Source organism: Arthrobacter sp. SPT-J7 (genome assembly GCF_059089965.1).
Genome location: NZ_JBNHFF010000006.1, coordinates 150,188 through 170,851 on the forward strand (window position 1 = coordinate 150,188; position 20,664 = coordinate 170,851).

Sequence of the window (20,664 nt, forward strand, 5' to 3'; positions counted from 1 at the left end):
CAGTCCGCGACAGCTAAGGCAGACAAATGACAGATATTTTTGCATCTTTGGAGTCGGAGGTCCGCAGTTACTGCCGGACCTGGGATACCGTGTTCGACCACGCCGCCGGCGACAAGTTGTATAGCGAGGACGGCAGAGAGTATCTGGATTTCTTTTCCGGCGCAGGAGCACTCAACTATGGGCACAATCACCCGCTCCTGCTGGAGCCGCTGATCGCTTACTTACGTTCCGGTTCGGTAATCCATGCACTCGATATGAAGACGACGGCGAAGCGGCGATTCTTAGAGACGTTCCAGGAACTTATCCTGATCCCGCGGGGGCTGGACTATAAGGTTATGTTCACCGGTCCCACCGGAACGAACACCGTCGAAGCGGCTTTAAAGCTGGCGCGCAAGGTTACTGGTCGACACCTGATACTGAGCTTCACCAATGCGTTTCACGGCATGACACTCGGGGCACTGGCGGTAACGGGGAATTCATTCAAACGCCAAGGCGCAGGAGTTCCGCTCAATAACGCCGCAAGTATTCCCTACGATGGTTACTTCGACCAGCCGATGGAAGATCTTCTTTGGCTGCAGCACGCGTTGGAGGACAGCGGGTCCGGAGTGGATAAACCGGCCGCTGTCATAGTGGAGACTGTTCAGGGCGAAGGAGGGCTCAGAGCGGCCCGTGGCAGGTGGTTGCGCCGGCTCTCCAATCTCTGTCACCAGCACGGTGTGCTGCTTATTGTTGACGATGTCCAAGCCGGGTGCGGGCGTACCGGCACTTTCTTCAGTTTTGAGGAAGCAGGCATCTACCCCGATATTGTCTGCCTGTCCAAATCGATTTCCGGTTTCGGACTGCCGCTTGCCCTCATGCTGTTAAAGCCCGAATTAGATATCTGGAAGCCTGGGGAGCACAACGGTACCTTCCGCGGCCATAACCCGGCCTTCGTCACCGGGACCGCTGCGCTGGAACACTTCTGGAACGGCCGCGGATTCGAACGAGAAATCGCAGCTCGGGCCGCGCAGCTGCACACATCTCTGGCGACGATGGCAGCCGACATCGAAGGCGCCCGTGTCCGCGGCCGGGGGCTTTTGGCCGGCCTGTATTTTCCAGACCGGACAGTGGCACGGAAAGTTGCCGACGAATCCTTCGCTCGAGGCTTGTTGGTAGAAACCTCCGGCCCGGAGGGAGAAGTGGTCAAAGCCATGCCAGCGCTGACTATCAGCGCGGAAAACATGACCCGCGGGCTTGACCTTCTTGCAGAGGCGGTCCGATCGGTTACCGGGGAGCTGCAGGACGCAGTACCAAGCAACCGTGGGGGAAGTCCTGAGGCCACGAGCGTACGGCTCGGTTCTGCGGCAGGCAATTAGCACGCCGGGTCGAGCACACCGGCAATGAGGCGGATGCGATCCTGCCGCGCGAGCAGGGCATGCCGGAGTTGGGGGGGGTGGGCAGCGCGACGCACTGAGGTGCAGATGCAGTTCACGAAGATTGGGGGTCAGGGTGACAAACGTCAAGGGTATTGATGAAACTGCTGTGCGCATGACGAAGGACTCATTCGTCCTACCGCGCGACGACTGGACGAGTGGTGGGCCGCTGCCGTCGGGCGGACTGCCGGTGGCGGTGGACGCAGCGGGACGATCGACGAACGTCGTAGTGCAGAAGTATGGTGGCTCGTCTCTGGCCGATGCCGCAGGCATTCGACGCGCTGCTCAGCGGGTGGCTGAGACCCAGGCGTCTGGATATCAAGTAGTTGCCGTGGTGTCCGCTATGGGCGACACCACCGACGAGTTGTTGGATCTCGCGGCCGGTGTCTCGCCTCATCCCCCTGCCCGCGAAATGGACACGTTGTTGATGACCGGCGAACTCGTTTCCGCAGCCTTGCTGGCGATCGCGTTGGCGGATCTCGGAGTTGAGGCTCGGACTTTCACAGGCGGCGAGGCGGGCCTCATCACCGACGACAGCCATGGCAAAGCGCACCTTATCGATGTTGATCCGGGCGGAATCCGTTCCTGTCTGAAGAACGGCCAGAGCGCCGTCGTGGCAGGATTCCAGGGTAAAAGCCGCAAAGGGGAGGCGGTCACCACGCTGGGCAGGGGAGGTTCGGACCTGACCGCCGTCGCGCTCGCCGCAGCATTGGGTGCAAGCGTCTGTGAGATCTACACGGATGTCGAGGGCATATACACGGCGGATCCCCGAATCGTTCCCAATGCCCGCAAGATCGATGTGCTCGCCAGCGAGGAAATGCTTGAGTTCGCTGCTGCGGGAGCAAAGGTTCTCCACCTCCGATGCATCGAATACGCGCGCCGCTTCGGTGTTCCGATTCATGTCCGGTCCTCGTTCGTGCAAAAGACGGGCACCCTGATCCTGCCCAGTCTCGACAAGCCGCTTTCGAATGCGACCGCAGGCGAACGGACTCTGGTGTCGGGCGTGGCGAGCGCGAACTCTGCAGCACAAGTCACCGTCGCAGGCATCCCGGCCTGCTCAAGTGTCGCCGCACGGCTCCTTCAGGAACTCGCCGCATCCGGGCTGAATATCGAAATGATTGCCCAGCATCCGCGGGACGCCGGCGCCGAAATCGCCGATATCGCCTTCACCGTTCCATCGTCGGAGGCGCCGGCAGCCATTGCGGTTCTGGAGGCGGCTCAGAGCCGCATCGGATTCGAAGCCCTTTATCACTCTGACGAAGTGGGCAAGGTTTCGCTCACGGGACTCGGAATGCGCTCCTCACCCACAACTCTTAGCACTTTCTTCACAGCGCTATCGAACGCCGGAATCAGTCCTGCAATGATTTCGATTTCCGAGCTGCGCATCGCGGCTGTAGCGCGTACCGATGAGCTTGCCGATGCCGTCACCGCTCTCCGGACCGCCTTTGGTTTGTCACCGCTGGAAAAGGAGGCGGTAGACGACCTTACGCAAGACAATCTTCCGCCGTTCGTCGTTCAGGCGGTCGCCTCTGCGGGACCAGGATCCTCCGGGTGAAATCAGGCTGGGACGGCGCGACGGCAGGACACTCCGCCGAGCCAGCCTGAGGGCGTTTGCTTTGCCCACGTGAGTAGCACCTCAGTGACCCAATACACCGAAAGAACCGTCGATACGGGGAGGTACCAATGGCTCGAGGCGAGGACTCGTACCGTGGATCAGAGGACGCCGATTCGGGAGAAGATGCCCAAAAGTATGCTGCGATGGACACCCTCGGCTGGCCTCGGGATCACCACGGTGGAGATATCCTCCGCGCCGATCATGAAGGCCGGGTTTTTGTCGGCCGGGCAGACGAGCATACCGAAGCCGCCGGACGGAGAGTCGAACTCAGCGAGTCGGAGCTTAGCTCAGCGCGCTACGAGGTGCGCTTGGAAGATTCGGCGCGCGCGGCTGACGTAGCTGATGAGGGGACTGCAGCTACTTCGCTCCCGTTGCTGTTGACGTCCTCGCACCGCCAGAGTGTGCGGTGGTCCCCGGGGGAGCGCTTGGAAGCGCTCTTCGAGAGCCGGTGTGACTCGCTGCGCCGCGAAGGCCGAGCAGGCCAGTTGGCGGTCGACTCTGGGGACTCGTTGACCTACGATCAGCTGGACGCGCGAGCCAACCAGTTGGCCCGTCACCTACTGGCCGACGGAGCACGGGCCGGCGACCGCATTGCGCTGCTTTTCGACGATGCGGTGTGGTCCTACGTCTCGATGCTGGCAGTGCTCAAGATTCAGGCGGCCTATGTGCCGCTGGACGCCGGGTTTCCTCCGGACCGGATGGGCTACATCATGGAGGACTCCGCGGCCAGCCGGGTGCTGACCCTGAGCCACCTGACCACTCTCTTGCCGGAAGTACGCTGCCGCGCCTTGAGCTTGGACGCGGCTGCCATTGCGGGCTTGCCTAGCTCCCGACTAACGGACATCGAGAAGCCCGACCCGGTTGAGGACTTGGCCTACGTCATCTATACCTCGGGGTCAACCGGCCGTCCCAAAGGGGTGGGCATCGAGCACTCCAGCATCTGCAACTTCGTCCGTGTCGCCGCCGAGGTCTACGGATATCAGAGCGACGACCGTGTTTATCAGGGCCTGACGATCGCCTTTGACTTCTCCGTCGAGGAAATCTGGGTGCCGTGGATGGTCGGGGCGACTTTGGTGCCCAAGCCGAGTTCAAAGAGCCTGCTCGGAGTCGAACTGGAAGGGTTTCTCAACGACAACGGCATTACCGCGATGTGTTGTGTGCCAACCTTGCTGGCCACGCTGGAGGGTGAGCTCCCCGACCTGCGTTTCCTACTCGTCTCAGGTGAGGCCTGCCCGCGCGATCTGGCCGAACGCTGGCATCGGCCGGGACGGCGATTCCTCAATGTCTACGGACCTACCGAAGCGACCGTGACCGCGACATGGGACGTGATGCACCCCGACAAGCCGATCACCCTGGGGCAGCCCTTGCCGACCTACACGATCATGATCCTGGATCCCGACGAGTCACGGGCGCTGCCGCCGGGCGAGATGGGGGAGATCGGCATCGCTGGAATCGGACTTGCAGCTGGGTATTTGAACCAACCCGACAAGACGAAGGCGGCTTTCATTCCCGATTTCATCGGCATCCCGAACAACCCCTCCGGGCGAATTTACCGCAGCGGAGACCTTGGCCGCATCACCGACGACGGGTTGATCGAGTACCACGGCCGAATCGACACCCAGGTCAAGATCCGCGGATACCGGATCGAACTGTCCGAGATTGAATCGGTGCTTCTGCAAGTCCCGGGGATAGCTCAGGCGGTGGTCGAGACACATGAATCAGCACCGGGATTGACAGAGCTCGCCGCGTTCTATACGTTGCGATCTGACGTCTCCGATCTGGCGCCTGAAATGATCAGGGAGGAGCTCCGCGACCGGCTGCCGAGCTATATGATCCCGGCCTTCTACGAACAGCTTGAAACCATGCCGATGCTCCCCAGCGACAAGGCCGACCGGAAGAACCTGCCGACGCCCAGCCACCGCGTCAGCGCTTCGGATGACTCAGAGTTTTGTGAGCCGGCGACGGACGCCGAGGCGGCCTTGGCCGAGCAGCTTGCTGCCGTGCTCGGAGTGGAACGCGTCTCCGTTGCGGCTCACATCTTCGACAACCTGGGGGCCAACTCCCTGCTGATTGCGCGGTTCTCCGCTGCGCTGCGCACCAACACCGACCTGCCGCCGGTCGGTGTGCAGCTTATTTACGAGCATCCGACAATTCGCGGGCTGGCTGGGGCGGTCGCTGCTCCGACAGCTGCCCAGGCGTGGGCCGGACAGGACTCAGGACCTGATCAAGGGCGAGCCAGCACCTTCGATTTCGTTCTCTGTGGAGCCCTGCAGGCCGTGTTCGCCATCGGCTACTCTTATGCCTTCATCGCCGCGATGGTGGCCGGCTACACCTGGGTCGCTGACGGGGCCGGTCTCCTGGAAGTCTGGGGGCGTGCGGTTATCTTCGGGGTTGGCATCTCCTTCGCTCTCGCCATCGTCCCGATCCTGCTCAAATGGATGATCGTTGGGCGTTGGAAAGAACAGAACATCCGCATTTGGAGCCGGGCATATGTCCGATTCTGGTTCGTTAGGGTCCTGCTCAGGATCAACCCGATGGTCCTCCTTGTCGGCACTCCCATCTTTCCGTTCTATCTGCGTTTGCTGGGAGCCAAAATCGGTCCCAACGTCACGATCCTGACTCCCACTATTCCGGTCTGCACCGATTTGTTGACGATTGGTGAGGGAACGGTGATCAACAAGGACACTCGGTACCTGTGCTATCGCGCCGTTAACGGATGGATTCAAACCGGACGGGTTACGCTCGGCCAGGGCGTCCTGGTGAGCGAAAAGTGTGTACTGGATATCGACTCGGCGATGGGGGACGGGGCGCAACTTGGACACTCGTCGTCCCTGCAGCGACTGCAGTCTGTACCCCCGGGCGAAAGCTGGCACGGATCACCTGCCGTGCCGACCGACGTGAACTACCGGGTGGTGGAGCCGCTGGGGAGCAGCCGGCTTCGGCGGGCCGTCTACAGTGCCTTCGTCCTGATTAACAATACGGTGCTGTTCAGCCCACTGGGTCTGCTTGCCATCGCGGAGTTCGTGCCGGCCTATTTGGCAACCGGGCATCTGAACTATGCGAACCTGGGGTTCTACACCGACCTGGCGCTGGTCTCGTTGGTCTTGCTATTCGGTGGCCTGCTTATCGCTTTGGTCGGCGTGCTGACGATTCCTCGGCTGCTCAACCTGTTGATCAAACCGGGGCGGACCTATCCTCTGTATGGCCTGCACTATGCAGTTCACAGGGCGATTTTCCGGATGACCAATGTCTTCCAATTCATGCACATCACCGCGGACAGCTCCTTGGTCGTGCACTACCTCCGCCTATTGGGCTACAAACAACCTAACCTGGAGCAGACCGGATCGAACTTTGGTCCCGAACTCACCCATGAGAATCCATACTTGACCACCGTGGGATCCGGGACCATGGTCTCAGACGGTTTGTCGATCATGAACGCCGAGTACTCGGGTACGTCCTTCCGCGTGTCCGAGGTGAAAATCGGGGCGAAAAATTTCTTTGGCAATGACGTTCCGTATCCGGCCATGGCCCGCGCCGGCGATAACATTCTCTTTGGCACTAAAGCCATGGTCCCCATACACGGCAAGGTGCGCCGCGATGTCGGTCTGCTGGGTTCACCGGCATTCGAGATTCCACGAACGGTCGATCGAGACGCAGCGTTCCTCAAGGTCGACAGCCGGGAGGAGATCGCCCGCAGGCTGCCGGACAAGAACCGGCACAACGCAGTGACGATTGGTTTGTACCTGGTCAGCCGGTGGGCCCTCGTCCTCGCCGGTCTGCTGTCGGCCTCGCTCGCCCTTACTTTGATCCCGGAAGTCGAGGGTCTCGGGCTCTATGTGGGAACTGTCAGTTTCTACGTCTTCATGATCGCCTTCTTTATCGTGCTTGAGCGGGCCACCCAGGGGTTCAAACCGATGAAGCCGACGATGTGTTCGATCTATGACGTGAAGTTTTGGCGGCACGAACGGTTCTGGAAGTTCATCACGTATCCGCTGCCTTTCTTTGATGGGACCCCGTTCAAGCCTCTGTTCTGGCGCCTGCAGGGTGTGCGGATGGGCAGACGGGTCTTCGACGACGGCTGCACCATTCCCGAGAAGACTCTGGTCACTATCGGCGACGACACGACGCTCAACGCCCATAGCATCGTGCAGTGCCACTCGATGGAGGACGGTGTTTTCAAGCTGGACGCCATCACCATCGGCCGCGGAGTCACAGTGGGCATCGGCATCTACCTGCACTACGACGTCGTCATGGGCGATGGTTCGGTGCTGGAGGCCGACTCCTTCCTGATGAAGGGGACCCAAGTGCCGGAAAGTGCCCGGTACGGCGGCAACCCCGCACAGGAGATCATCTAAACACCCGAAAGTAGGACAACGATGGGCTCAGTTCAAGACAAGAGAGGACGCGACGATGGCCCTGCAGACGTGACGTCGGCGCAGAGCCGGAAGCGGCTGATCGGCCTCGACTCGGCACGCGGTCTCGCCTTGATCGGGTTGATCGCTGTTCACATCTTCCCTTCCGCGAACGAGAACGGCGACCCGACCCTGGCGTGGGACCTGTTCTCGGGCGACTCTGCCGCGCTGTTCGCCCTGTTAGCGGGCGTGGGCCTGGCACTGTCCTCCGGTGGGAAGCGCCCACACAGCGGGCGGAGGATGGCGGGCGATCGCCTGGGACTGGTGGCGCGCGCCTTCCTGGTCGGAGTCGTGGCCTTGGTGGTCGCGGCGTTCATGCCGTCCGATCCGCCTGCCTTTGGCATTTTGCTCTACTACTCCATGTTCTTCCTGCTCGCCATTCCGTTCCTACACCTGCGACCCAGGACGTTGTTCCTCAGTGCAGCCGTCTTCGGCATCGTTTCACCTATCCTGCTGCAGAAGCTGGGGTCGATGCTGCCCGAGACGTCGGAATTTAACCACACGTTGATGACACTCATTACCGAGCCGGCCGGCGTGGCTTCGGAGCTGCTGTTGACCGGCTCCTACCCCGCGTTGACGTACATGTGCTACATCCTGACCGGAATAGGAATCGGACGACTGGACCTGCGGAAGCCCGCGGTCCAGGCGTGCCTCGCCGCTTCCGGTGCGGCACTGGCCATCTTGGCCAATGTGGCATCAACCGTTCTGCTGTATTCCATGGGAGGCTATGAGCAGCTGCTGGACACACCGGGCATGAGCGTGGACTCTCTGGACAAGGCCCTCCTTTATGGGCCCGCCGTCGTTCCGGACACCTCCGTTTGGTGGTTAACGATCGCTACGCCGCACACAAATATGCCGCTGGCAATCGCCAGCAGTCTCGGCCTCGGTCTGTTGGTGACCGGCCTTTTCCTCCTGATCGAGCGGGCAGTCACACGCTGGCTGAGGCCTCTGGCGGCGATGGGCACAATGACCCTCACCCTCTACTCTGCGCATCTCCTCGCGCTCACCCTAGAGGTTCACTATGAGGAACCCGTCCTGTGGTTCATCGTGCATCTGGCGGCCGCCGTGGCGTTCGGCATGTTCTGGAGCCGGTGGCTGGGGCAAGGCCCACTGGAGAGGCCGGTCACCGCGGCCGCCAAAAATTTCCGACAGATCGTAGACGACGAATCAGTAGGCACTTCCGCCGCGCCCTCCGGAACGGTTCCCCGTTGAGGGGGAGATGCCCTTTCTTTCCCCGGATGATTCCGCCGAGGGAATGCTTCGGCGACATTGTGCCGGATGCTTTTTTCTTCCGGACAGGTGGAGTCCATCAGGACTCTGACTGCTGCATGACGGCAGCAGTTGTGCAGGTGCCACCTTGCTCGCCGCGTGCACTGCAGGGCCCGCCCCGGAAGGTTTGGACGATACGAGATCCGTTCGCTGATGGCGGGGCCAGCCAATGATCCCTGACCCGGCCCTCAGTCGTCAGCAGAATGATCAGGAACCAACACACGCGCTGATCAACTGTCCGGACGCTAAAATGCTGCTGTGATGTTGCACTCATGAGGTTGACATGAAACTGCACTGGCACCGAAGCCGGCACAGGGGACCAATCGGCGGCATCGCGGCGCTCGGACTGGTAGTTTTCCTTGTCGCGCTTGTCCTGGCCGCTGTACGGGCGGACGATTTCGAGCCGCAGGCGCGGGCATCCAAGGCGTACGAGCATCTGGAAGAGTTTCAAGCAATTGCCAATGAGCACGGCGATCGAGCTGCCGGGACCTCCGGATACGAGGCAGCGGCTCAATACGTCGAACAGCAACTCGAGAACGCTGGTTATCACAGCAGGCGCCAGTACTTTACCTTCAAAAGTCGTGGCCAAAGCTATGAGTCTTTCAACATCATTGCCGAGACGGATGGCGGCAGCGACGACAACGTGATCATGCTCGGGGCACACCTCGACGGGGTGCGGAACAGTCCTGCGATCAATGACAACGCTTCCGGCGCGGCGGCTCTGCTGGAGGCTGCGCGAGAACTTAGTCAACGGAATGAACCCAACAATAAAGTCCGCTTCGCATGGTGGGGAGCGGAAGAGTTTCCCGAGTCGGTTGGTTCCAGGCACTATGTCGAGGAATTGGCAGAAAATGACAGCGGCCAACTCGACAACATCGTCGCTTACCTGAACGTCGACATGGTCGCCTCACCCAACTATGTCATCGCGGTCTACGACCCGCGGGAAACCGATAGCAACTCCCGGCGGGACGTGTCCGACGGTTCGCTGGAGATCATGACGTTCCTCACGGACTACTTCGACTCCCGTTCCCAGCCCTGGGTGTCTACGGGATGGAACTTCGATTCCGATCAAGTGGCTTTCATTGAGAATGGTGTTGCAGTGGGCGGCCTCTTCACCGGCAGCGACGAGACAAAGTCGGCTAGGGAAGGCATCCTCTTCGGCGGCGTTCCAGGACAGCCACGCGATCCTAACTACCACAAGCCTGGCGATGACATTAGCAACCTCGATCTGGAGGCCCTAGACATCATGACTGACGCGATCACCCATGCCGTCACCAGCTTGGCTGAGGACAGCAGCGTCCTGGAAAAAGCGGCGACTGATTAATTGACTCGCTCGGAAGCGTGGCTGCGACCAGCATCGGGAAGTCGCTTATTTCTGGACTCCGGTACACGAGGAGGAGTTGGATCCGAAGTTGGGCATACGAAGCCGCGACCTCCTCACGGGGCATGATTCGGGCCAGCGGCATGACCCTGATAAACTTCAGTCATTGCCTAGGCGAGGGAGAGCCCGACTCTCCGTTATCGACGGTGGCTAGCAGCTTCGCTTCTCTGCACTGGTACCGGTGCGGCGGGTCGGTCTCTAGGCACCCGCCCTGAACCAACCAGCACAAGGAGAACCTCATGTCCGAGCAGAAGCTCGCAGCTGAAGTCCGCAACGAATTCGGCAAGGGCGCAGCACGTCGCGCCCGCCGCAACGCACAGATCCCCGCCGTCATCTACGGCCACGGCGCCGAGCCGCTGCACGTGCTGTTGCCGCAGAAGGCCACCACGCTGGCGCTGCGTACCGCCAACGCCCTGCTGACCTTGGACGTTGACGGCGAAGAGCACTTGGCCCTGGCCAAGGACATCCAGCGCGATCCGATCGCCCAGATCATCGAGCATGTTGACCTGCTGACCGTGCGCAAGGGCGAGAAGGTGCACGTCGACGTCAACATTCACGTTGCCGGCGAAGTTGCAGCCGGCGCCGTCTTCGATCTGGAAGAGTTCACCGTTCTGGTGGAAGCCGATGCCACCGCACTGCCGGAGACGCTGACCATCAACGTCGAGGGCCGCGAGATCGGCGAGCACGTCCACGCCACCGACATCGAGCTGCCGTCCGGTGTCAGCCTGCTGATTCCTGAGGACACCGTGATTGCCACCGTTTCCGCACCGGCAGTGGCCGAGCCCGAGGCCGAGACGGCCGAAGCCGCACCGACCGCCGAAACTCCGGCTGAGTAGTAACTTCCGGTCAGAGCCCCCGGCGACTGCTTTCCGCATTCGCCGGGGGCTTTGGTCTTTCCCAGGATGTTCCTGGGTCCCTGCAGCTACCATCCAAGGAGCACCTGTCTACATGAGCAGCGACACCTGGCTGATGATTGGCCTGGGCAATCCAGGCCCTGGATACAGCGGCAATCGGCACAACGTCGGCCAGATGGCCCTCGACGAGCTGGCCAATCGAGTTGGCGGATCTTTTAAATCGCACAAGACCCACGCCCAGATCTTGGAAGGCCGCTTGGGAATCGGCGGCCCCCGGGTGGTGCTTGCCAAGCCGCTGACGTTCATGAATCTTTCAGGAGGGCCGACGGCGGCGCTGTGCAATTTCTTCTCGATCGCACCAGACCATGTGGTTGCCCTGCATGACGAGATCGACATCCCGTTCAACACGATCAAACTCAAGATCGGCGGAGGAGAAGGCGGGCACAACGGCCTCCGCGACATGTCCAAAGCACTGGGTACCAAGGACTATTACCGGGTCCGTATTGGAGTGGGTCGGCCGCCGGGTCGGATGGATACAGCTGACCATGTGCTGCGTGATTTTTCCACTGCGGAAAAGAAAGATTTGCCATTCCTCGTAGACGACGCCGCCGATGCTGCAGAGCTCCTGCTGCGCGAAGGGCTGGTGGCTGCGCAGCAGAAATACCATGGCACGGCCAAGCAGGACTAAGCCACAGCGTCACAAAGACGTCGATTGGCTCGTTTAACCGCGGAAGACTAGAATCGACCTAGCCACAGTGGCTCCCTAGCGGGGGCCGACGATGGGCGGCTTATGAGACTGAGCCACCCCCATCCCATCGTCGGCCCCTTTCCAATGCCCCGTCCCGCGCCGGCGGCCAAGTAGCGCCAGATAACGCTTGTAGAGCTCGTCAAACGCACGTTGATTTCACGCGTGTCTGCAGTATCGAGTTTGCCTAGATTGAAGGCGGTGGGTCGGGAACGAGCTCGCCAGCTGCTCTTGGCCGGAGTTCGTGGCGCTGCCCCCAGGCCGGGGCTTCAGGAGCAGATCGCCTCCTCGTGAGTCGCTTACTTCAACAAACCTTCATCCGCCTCGATGGCGGAAATCGCGATGTCCTTGTAGCCGACCGACTCAAACAGGATCGTGATGCGGTCGGGCTGGGTCCCCATGACAATGCCCGGTCCCCATTCACGGTGCTTCACCGGCCGCTGGATCTCATACCCCTCCGGCATCTCAGCCTCCCGGGCTTCAGCCACGGCCTCCGACCCGGCCTCACAATTGTCGCAGTTGCCGCAATAGCCGTCGGTTTCTTCGCCGAAATAGTTCAGCAGCCAGTCGCGGCGGCAATGGTCTGTCTCGGCGTAGCCGCGGGCCATCTCGATCCGGGATTCGTCGATCCGGTGCCGCGAATCCGCTTCCGCCACTGCCTTGTCCGCGGCCAAGGAGGGCTCCACCCCGCCGACCGCCCGGTAACCTTTGCGGTTAATGGAAACGCTGCCGCTGTCTTCCAAAAGGTTGAGCAAACGGGCTTGTTTCCGCTGCGAGATGCCGGTGTGTTCGCGCAGCGCCGCCGGACGAAGCGGGCCGTGCTCCCGGAGGGCGCCGAAGACCGCGGCGAGCTCCTCCGGATCGGGGGCACCGCCAGCAAAGAAGCGCTGCAGACCCAGATCCTCGGACCGGTAGTGCAAAATGGCCTGCGCCGGCTCACCGTCCCGGCCGCCGCGGCCAATCTCCTGGTAGTAGCTGTCCAGCGAGTCGGGGATGTCCGCGTGCACCACAAACCGGACGTCAGGCTTGTCGATGCCCATGCCGAACGCGGAAGTCGCCACCACCACGTCCACCCCGCCCTCAAGGAACCGCTCGTGGATCGCCTCGCGATCGGCGGCCTTCTGCCCGGCGTGATAGGCGTCCGTCCGCAAGCCACGCTCGGCTAGTTCGGCAGCGTATCGCTCCGTGTCCTTGCGGGTCGCCGTGTACAGCAGCCCCGGCCCGCCAAGGTTGGCTACCTGGTCAACCACGGCCCGCCGCTTGCCGCGGTCCTCGTGGTGCCGCAGCACCTGGAGGTTGAGGTTTGGCCGGTCGAAGCTCTGCACCGTGGTGAAGGGCTCCCGCATGCCCAGCCGGTCGACGATCTCCGTGCGGGTGTGCGGCGATGCCGTAGCCGTCAGCGCCACCACGGGCGGGTGCTGCAACCTTTTCACTACCGGAGTGAGGGTCAGATAATCGGGCCGGAAATCGTGGCCCCAGGACGAGATACAGTGTGCCTCGTCCACCACGAACAGCGAGATGTCCAGCTCCGCCAGCCGTTGCAGGGTTTCTTCACTGGCCAGTTGTTCCGGAGCCAGGAACAGGAACTTTGCCTCGCCGCTTGCCGCGGCGTCCCAGGCAGCGCGCACGGCGGCGGCCTTCTGCTGCGAATTGATGGCGAAGGCCCGCCGGGCGCCCAGATCTTCGTTAATGGCATCCACCTGGTCGTACTGCAGCGCAATCAGCGGAGAAATAACGACGGCGGTGCCCGGCAGGGCGATGGCCGGAACCTGATAGACGGCGGACTTCCCATGTCCCGAAGGCATCACGGCTAGGACGTCCTCGCCGCGGGCGGCCGCGGCCATCGCGTCCAGTTGCCCCTCACGGAGGACTTCCCAGCCAAACGATTCCTCGGCTATGCGGCGCAATTCCCCGCGATCGGTCGGCTGGTAACGGTTTTCCATCTGGCTCCTGGTTTTGGGGCAATACTACTTACTCGTTCATTCCTAGCGAGTGCTCCAGACTTTGTACAGGGCAGAGTCAGCCAGCGTCACGTCGCCAGCGCCGGGGATAAAGACGTCTGCTGCTCTGTTTGATCCACACAGCCCCGCGCCAGCCGGGGGCACGCCCGGCGGCAATGCCTTTCCCATCCCCGCGTTTCCCGTTATGCTGACCCTAATTCCAACGCTTGGGGGCTTTGGAGGGCAAAAAAGTCACGGGCAACTGGGGGAACTCGTGTACACGGAGTGTGATGCGCCGCGCACACGCGCGGGACCGGGAAACGTCTGACGCGGTCGTGGGACGGAGCTGATTAGTAGCAGACCGGCCGCGGAAGCGAGAGCGCTGCCTATTGCTGTGGCCAGATTCGCCAAACAGTCTTGGCGCAGCAGGCGCCCTGGGGTTGTAAGGGAAACTTTCCTGGGCATGCCGGGCCGCAGGCGCGGCAGCTAGCGTGTATGACGACTTCCACCTGTCTGTGCGGACTGCGACCCGACCGGGGCGGGATATTGGGGTATGGGGAAAGAAAGCTGGGGCTTTTCATGACTGCTGCACATCCGGAAGGACCGCGTCCGGCCGCCGCTCCGGAAATGGGTTCCATGTTGGTCGGACGGCAGGAGATTGCCGCGAAGCTAGCGAACGCGCTGACTGAGGCGGATTCGGCTGGAGCTGTGTTAGTTGCGCCTGCTGGCATGGGGAAGACGGCCCTCGTCCGGCACGTGCTCGGCCAGTTGGAAGACCAGGTTCTTGCAGTTCAGTTGCGCGGAACTGCCTATGCCCGCGGCCGGTCGTACGGTGCGCTGACCTTTATGCTGGCGGAGCTGGGGGATGCGGACCTGCAGCATCCCTTGCTGGTGCTCGATGCTCTGGCGCGCCTGTTGCGCACACAGGCATCTGGCAGGAGCGTGGTCTTGGTGGTGGATAACGTTGAGGATTTCGACGGCGACTCGGCCACATTACTCAGGCAGTTGACCCTGCGCGGCGATGTCCGGGTCGCGCTCCTAGCGAGGGATTTTTCCGCTGCGCCTCCAGCTTTCTTGCAGCTGTTGCAAGAGGTCTGTTTGCAGCGGTTTGAAGTGCCGCCGCTGGCGCAGCAGGACACGGCCGAATTGGCCGCGGCTGAACTGGCCGCTCCAGTATCTCGGCGAGCAGGACGCGTGCTGCACCGGCACTGTGCTGGAAACCCACGGTTCCTCCAGATGCTTTGCCGCGACTACGTTGCTTCGGGAGCCTTGCGGCAGCGCGGCGGAACATGGGTTTCTACCGGCAAATCTTGCCCTCTGGGCCCGATGACGCTTGCGGCCGTGAGCAGCAGGCTGCATGGTCTGGACCACACGGCAATGGATTTGGCTCGGTTTTTGGTAGCCGCCGGGCCGTTGCCCTTGGGCCGCATCCAGGATCTGGGCAGGGGGCCCGCGCTTGACCAACTGCAGGAAGGCGGTGTGGCAATTATCCGGCACTGCCCTTTGCCCGTTGTCACCATCGCCGACCGACTCACGGCCGAAGCGCTACGTAGTCCACAAATCTCGGATGAATATCGTTTCGGCAACCAAGGTGATGATGACTCGCACACCGATGGTGCCTGCCCAGAGGGACACGAGAACGACCCACAGGAGCATGAGGGCGTGGCAAGCGACGTGGAAGCCGCCCGCCGGTTGATTTTCCTCGGCCAATACGTTGAGGCGGCGGTGTTGCTGGAGGGCTGCGTCGCTGCCGCTCGTACCGCCAACATCCGGTTTCTTGCACGGGCGCTCTTGTGCGAGGCCAAGGCGATGATCTGCTCCGGCGACGATGTACTGGCTCCCTTGGAGGAGCTTCGCCCGGACCTAGCGAAGCTACCAGATAGGCTCCAGGAAGAAGCAGAGTGGCATGTGGCGGCCGCCTGTCTGGTAACGGGGGCTTGGCAGGACACCGCGGGCAGGATCCGTCAGTTCGCCAATAACTCCGATCCAGGGGGGACCCGGCAGGAATTGGCTGATGGCGTCCTGCTGGCCTTGGCGGGGCGGCCCGTTGAGGCAATTCCGCTGTTGCAATCGGTCCAGGCTCAGCTGCATGAAGCGGATCCGGATAACCTTCGGGCGATGGTTGCGGCTGCCATCTCATATTGTCGGGCTGTGTCCGACGAAGCGCAGCTGCCGACAGCAGCACCAACGTCGCCGCTGGTGCATCCCAGCAGCCGCCGAAGGCCGTGGTTAGTGCAGTGGTTGGAGCGGCATTTCGCCGCCTTGTCCCTGGCCGTCAGCGATGGCAGAAGGGCGGGAGAGCTGTTGCGGCGTCAAGCGGAGGAAGCGCGGGCGCTTGGCAACAACGCCGCCGAACTCATGGCGCTGGCTGCTAGTGCCCCGCTGGCCTCGGAGTCCGTCACCGATCGGATGTTGGAACTGTCAGCGCAGTCTCCGGCCCCTTTCGCCCAACTGTGTCAGTTGTATGCCAAGGGGCTGGCCGCGGCCGACACTGGGGTGCTTCTGCAAGCGGCCGAGCTGGCAATGCGGCTCGGGCACGTCGGCCTGGCCAGCGACATGGCACAACGGGCAGAAGTCATAGCCGCCCAGGCCGGCAGTACGGAGGCGCTCAGAAGAGTTCGCCGTGAGGCCCGGGGTGTACTGCGTGGAATGCCGGCAGCGCCGGTTCCTGAGGGGCAGCGCCTGTCCCAACTGACTGCGCGTGAGAGGGACGTAGCATGGCTGGTGGCCCAAGGACGTACTAACCGGGCGGTCGCGGAAGAGTTGCGTGTTTCCACGCGCACCGTCGAGGGCCATCTATACCAAATATTCGCCAAGCTCTTGGTCAGAAACCGAGCCGAGCTGACAGGGTTGCTGGGCCGCGGGGCTATGGACTCGGCGGTATGAGTGCTGGAAACGGACGCTGGGCACTGGTCGAGTCGCTGACCAATGCCATACTGGCGCCAAATGTTTTCGGGGTTGTCCTCTACGCTGACGTCGGCATGGGCAAGTCCACAGTGGCGGATCAGATAGCCCGTGCAGCGCCGCGCAGGTTCCGCGTGCACAGGATCCGGGCGGAGCAGTCGCTGACGGCTGTTCCCTATGGCGCGCTGTTCCACTTCCTGACCGAACTCAGGGCAATCGATTTTGAGTCTCCTTTGGCGGTTATGCGGGCCGTCCGGAATGCCCTGGAAGACAATGACGACGACGATGCCGCCCTGCCTCTGTTGCTCATCGTTGACGACCTTCACCATCTGGACGACTCCAGCAGCTACTTGCTGGGGCAGCTCGTCATGGCGGGTGCCGCCAAGATCATGGCGCTATGCCCAACCCGGGAGTCCCAGCCGCAGCAATTCCTCGCCCTGTGCCAGGACGGGGTGCTGCAGGCTGTCGAACTCCCGCCCCTGACAGATGATGAAGTCCGCGGCCAGGTGGAGAACATGCTCGGCGGTGTGGTCGCTGGTGGGACCGTCCGGCTGCTGATGCAGCAGACACTCGGCAACCCGCAGCTGCTGTCCTCACTCGTTAGACATGCTGTGGGTGCGGGGGACATGGTCCAGAGCAACGGGATCTGGCTGATGCTGCGCGAGCCAAGCACCATCGATCCGGCGGTGGCGGACATCGTCAAGGGCATGATTAAGGGGCTGGACGGCCCGCAGCGTCGAGCGCTGGAGATGGTTGCCCTGTGCGATGGGCTGCCGGAGGCATTGGCCCGGCGCCTCCTGGACGCTGCCACCGTGCAACCAACGCAACAGCTTGGATTGCTCGCCCCCTGGGATACCAGCTGCCACACGCTCAGATTACGCTTTCCATGCTACGCAGCAGTGACCCGCAGCATGGTTCCCGCCGGACGCAGCCTAGAACTTCTGGCAGAGGCCCGGGCCGCGGTTGATCAAATGCAGCCGGAGGATCGGGCCAACCTTGCCGTACGCTTCGCAGTCTGGGGACTTGATGCTGGCCGCCCGCCCTCAGCCTATGACCTCTTGGGGGCGGCACGGACAGCCAACGACGAGTGCGATTATTCTACGGCGCTGCGGCTGGCAACAGCATCAGATGCATCCGATGCGGGCGCCGCTGCACGGGCTGAGCTCGCCTGGGCGTGCCTGGGGCTGGCCGACCTTCCGGCCGCTGCGGACGCGTTGCAAAACATCACTGGTGACGAGGATCCGCAGACGGCTTTAGCCGCTACCTGGGTGCGCGTGCTGGTCGGGCAGCGTGCCGAGGACTGGCGCGACCAACTTGGCCGGATCGCGGATGAATGGCCGACCGCCGCAGGGGGCGGAAAACTGGCCGCTTACCGCCGAATTCTGGATGGCGATTACCATTCAGCTCTTGCCGAGCTTCGGCTACCAAACTCAGGAGGCGCGGCGGCTATAGTCCTCGCCGCCGCGCTGGAAGCCTTTTGCCTCGCTGAGATCGGACAGCCCCAGGCTGCGGTCGAGGTTGCTGCTGAAGCGCTGGAAAAGGCCGTATCCGTCCCCTCCCTGCGAAGGTTCTATCCGTTGGTTTTTGCCTGGTCCGTGGAAGCTTTTTTGACCGCGGGACGCTACTCCGAGGCTGAACGCGCGCTGCGTGTCTATCAGGAAACAGCCCCTGTCCGCCACTTGTGGTTCTCGGGAATGGAACCGGCGTTGGCCGGCCTGCTCCTGTTCAGGCAGGGCAGGATGAAAACTGCCCTACAGCGGCTTGCGGAGGCGGCCGAGTTGCTGCGACGCGAAGACCACGCCCTTCTGATGCCCACCGTCTTGGGCAGCGCGGCAGCTGCCGCCGTCTTCCTGGGCGACGCTGCGGCGGCCACTTTCTACCGCCGCGAACTGGCTGCACTGCGCTATGGGGCGAAGGCTGCGCGGCTCGTTGCGCAGGCGTTGGCCAGCACTGATGCCCAGGTGCTAGCCGACCTGGCCGAGACAGCACGTTCCGCCGGCCTGGTCAGCGCAGAACGGGACATTCAGGAACGCCGGCTCTTACTCGGCGATCTCTCCGAATGTCGCCGTTTGGCAGAACTTACCAAGGTCATGGACGCGCCGGACGCTCGATCACTGCACATGCTCGCTGCGGCACTTGAAGGCCCTGATGCTGAGCAGTTGGAGGCAGCCGCCGTGCAAGCTGCTGCCGCTGGGAAGCACATGCTAGCCGCCACCGCGATGGCATATGCCGCACAACGGCTCCAAAACCTCGGCCTGCGGCGGCAGCACAAAGCGGTCCTGCACCGGCTACGCGAGACTATGCCACTGCTTCAAGGCGCCTTCACTCCGGCAATCGCCGTGGTCCGCAGCACAGCAACCGCCCTTACCACCCGCGAGCGGCAGATCGCGCAACTGGTGTGCCAGGGAGCCACCAACAAGCAGATCGCCCATGCCCTGACGCTTTCCCCACGGACAGTGGAGGGGCATCTCTACCGAATTTACCTAAAGCTGGGTATTACCAAGCGCGAAGACCTGCTCCAGAATCCGGGGCTACTTGATTATTGAGGCGCTGATTGTTCTCAATCTGCGGCCTGTAGGACACCAGAGTAGGAGACCCGGCAGGAATCAGGGTTCCCTCCAGGCGTCCTACCAGCGGGCTGGAGCGGTTCCGTCCGCAGGAACCGCGATCTAGAGGACTAAGGCGGGACTCACATGACCGTTGCGCTTTGAAGTGGGATGATTAGCGCAGACTTGTCTTGCGTAATGTCGGCTGATGCCACGTGCCGCGTGCGGGACAAACCGGTTTCAATCATCGATCCAAGGAGCACCCCAAGGTGTCTGTGGTTTCCACACCCGCAACGCTCAAGCATGCCGCCGGCATGATCGACGACGCCGAGGCCCGGCGCATCCGCAACGACTTCCCGATCCTCAACCAGCCGGTCAACGGCTCGCCGCTGGTCTACCTGGACTCCGGCGCCACCTCGCAGAACCCGGTGTGCGTGCTGGAGGCCGAGCAGGAGTTTTACGAACAGCGCAATGCTGCAGTGCACCGCGGCGCCCACACGCTGGCGGTCTCGGCCACGGATGCCTTCGAGAATGCGCGCGAAACCGTCGCCGGTTTCATCAATGCCGGCATCGACGAAGTGGTCTGGACGTCCAACGCCACCGAGGCCATCAATCTGGTTGCCTACGCCTTCTCCAACGCCAGCGCCGGGCGCGGCGGGGAGGCAGCATCGCGGTTCGTCCTGGGGCCGGGCGATGAGTTGGTGGTTACCGAGATGGAGCACCACGCCAACCTGATCCCGTGGCAGGAGCTTGCCTCCCGCACCGGCGCCACCTTGCGCTACATCCCGGTGGACGACACCGGTGCACTGCGCCTCGACGAGGCCGAACACATCATTGGCCCGCGCACCAAGGTAGTGGCGTTCACCCACGCCTCCAACGTGCTCGGGACCATCAACCCGGTTGACGCCTTGGTGCGGCTGGCGCGGAAGGCGGGCGCCGCCGTCGTGCTCGATGCGTGCCAATCGGTGCCGCACATGGGCGTGGACGTGAAGGCGCTGGACGTGGACTTCGCTGCCTTCTCCGGACACAAGATGCTCGGTCCCACCGGGATCGGCGTGCTGTACGGAAAGGCGGAGCTGCTAAATGCCATGCCGCCGTTCCTGACTGGCGGCTCCATGATTACCACCGTAACGATGGAAAAGGCCGACTATCTGCCGTCGCCGCAGCGCTTCGAAGCCGGGACGCAGCGGATCTCGCAGGCAGTGGCCTTGGCCGCGGCCGTGGACTATCTGCGGGAGACGGGCATGGATCGGATCCACGCGTGGGAAACGGAGCTGGGACAGCGGCTGGTAGCCGGGCTGGAGGCCATCGACGGTGTCCGCGTGCTCGGACCCGCCGCCGGCGCCGAGCGGATCGGGCTGGCAGCGTTCGATGTGGACGGCGTCCACGCCCACGATGTGGGGCAGTTTTTGGATGACAAGGGCATCGCGGTGCGCGTGGGCCACCATTGCGCGCAGCCGCTGCACCGGCGCCTGGGACTGGTAGCGACCACCCGGGCCAGCACCTACCTGTACAACACCACGGACGACGTCGACGCTTTCCTGAAGGCCGTCGCCGGGGTCCGCCCGTTCTTTGGAGCCAACTAA

The 20,664-nt window shown here is 62.5% G+C and carries 11 protein-coding genes; 10 read left to right on the top strand and 1 reads right to left on the bottom strand.

Going from position 1 to position 20,664, the window contains the following annotated elements; genetic code table 11:
- Positions 1-26: 26 nt before the first annotated feature.
- The 7 genes from ectB to pth all read left to right on the top strand — a co-directional run bounded on the left by ectB (position 27) and on the right by pth (position 11,631).
- Positions 27-1,355 carry a diaminobutyrate--2-oxoglutarate transaminase gene (gene ectB, locus AC5RWX_RS12040; RefSeq protein ID WP_493940853.1) on the top strand — a complete coding sequence of 443 codons (1,329 nt, stop codon included), beginning with the start codon at positions 27-29 and terminating at the stop codon, positions 1,353-1,355.
- A 133-nt stretch (positions 1,356-1,488) separates the two neighbouring features.
- Positions 1,489-2,967 (top strand): aspartate kinase, encoded by a 1,479-nt coding sequence (locus tag AC5RWX_RS12045; RefSeq protein WP_493940854.1) that lies wholly within the window; start codon positions 1,489-1,491, stop codon positions 2,965-2,967.
- Between the two features lie 203 nt (positions 2,968-3,170).
- Positions 3,171-7,382: a Pls/PosA family non-ribosomal peptide synthetase gene (locus AC5RWX_RS12050; RefSeq protein WP_494097475.1), complete on the top strand. Its 4,212-nt coding sequence runs from the start codon at positions 3,171-3,173 to the stop codon at positions 7,380-7,382.
- Positions 7,383-7,403: 21 nt separating this feature from the next.
- A complete protein-coding gene (locus tag AC5RWX_RS12055; RefSeq protein ID WP_494097476.1) occupies positions 7,404-8,651 on the top strand; it encodes a heparan-alpha-glucosaminide N-acetyltransferase domain-containing protein in 1,248 nt (415 codons plus the stop codon).
- A gap of 340 nt (positions 8,652-8,991) precedes the next feature.
- Positions 8,992-10,032 carry a M20/M25/M40 family metallo-hydrolase gene (locus AC5RWX_RS12060; protein WP_494097477.1) on the top strand — a complete coding sequence of 347 codons (1,041 nt, stop codon included), beginning with the start codon at positions 8,992-8,994 and terminating at the stop codon, positions 10,030-10,032.
- A 296-nt stretch (positions 10,033-10,328) separates the two neighbouring features.
- On the top strand, positions 10,329-10,925 hold the full coding sequence (locus AC5RWX_RS12065; RefSeq protein ID WP_493940858.1) for a 50S ribosomal protein L25/general stress protein Ctc: 597 nt from the start codon (positions 10,329-10,331) through the stop codon (positions 10,923-10,925).
- Between the two features lie 112 nt (positions 10,926-11,037).
- Positions 11,038-11,631: an aminoacyl-tRNA hydrolase gene (pth, locus tag AC5RWX_RS12070; protein ID WP_494097478.1), complete on the top strand. Its 594-nt coding sequence runs from the start codon at positions 11,038-11,040 to the stop codon at positions 11,629-11,631.
- Positions 11,632-11,987: 356 nt separating this feature from the next.
- Here pth and AC5RWX_RS12075 read toward each other — a convergent pair whose 3' ends face one another.
- Complete coding sequence (locus AC5RWX_RS12075) at positions 11,988-13,631, bottom strand: RecQ family ATP-dependent DNA helicase (protein WP_494097479.1); 1,644 nt, start codon at positions 13,629-13,631, stop codon at positions 11,988-11,990.
- Between the two features lie 576 nt (positions 13,632-14,207).
- Here AC5RWX_RS12075 and AC5RWX_RS12080 point away from each other — a divergent pair.
- From AC5RWX_RS12080 to AC5RWX_RS12090, 3 genes are all read left to right on the top strand, one after another.
- Positions 14,208-16,514: a LuxR C-terminal-related transcriptional regulator gene (locus AC5RWX_RS12080; protein ID WP_494097480.1), complete on the top strand. Its 2,307-nt coding sequence runs from the start codon at positions 14,208-14,210 to the stop codon at positions 16,512-16,514.
- Complete coding sequence (locus tag AC5RWX_RS12085; protein ID WP_494097481.1) at positions 16,511-19,078, top strand: LuxR C-terminal-related transcriptional regulator; 2,568 nt, start codon at positions 16,511-16,513, stop codon at positions 19,076-19,078. The genes AC5RWX_RS12080 and AC5RWX_RS12085 overlap by 4 nt, the downstream gene beginning before the upstream one ends.
- A 269-nt stretch (positions 19,079-19,347) precedes the next feature.
- Complete coding sequence (locus tag AC5RWX_RS12090) at positions 19,348-20,664, top strand: cysteine desulfurase (RefSeq protein WP_493944354.1); 1,317 nt, start codon at positions 19,348-19,350, stop codon at positions 20,662-20,664.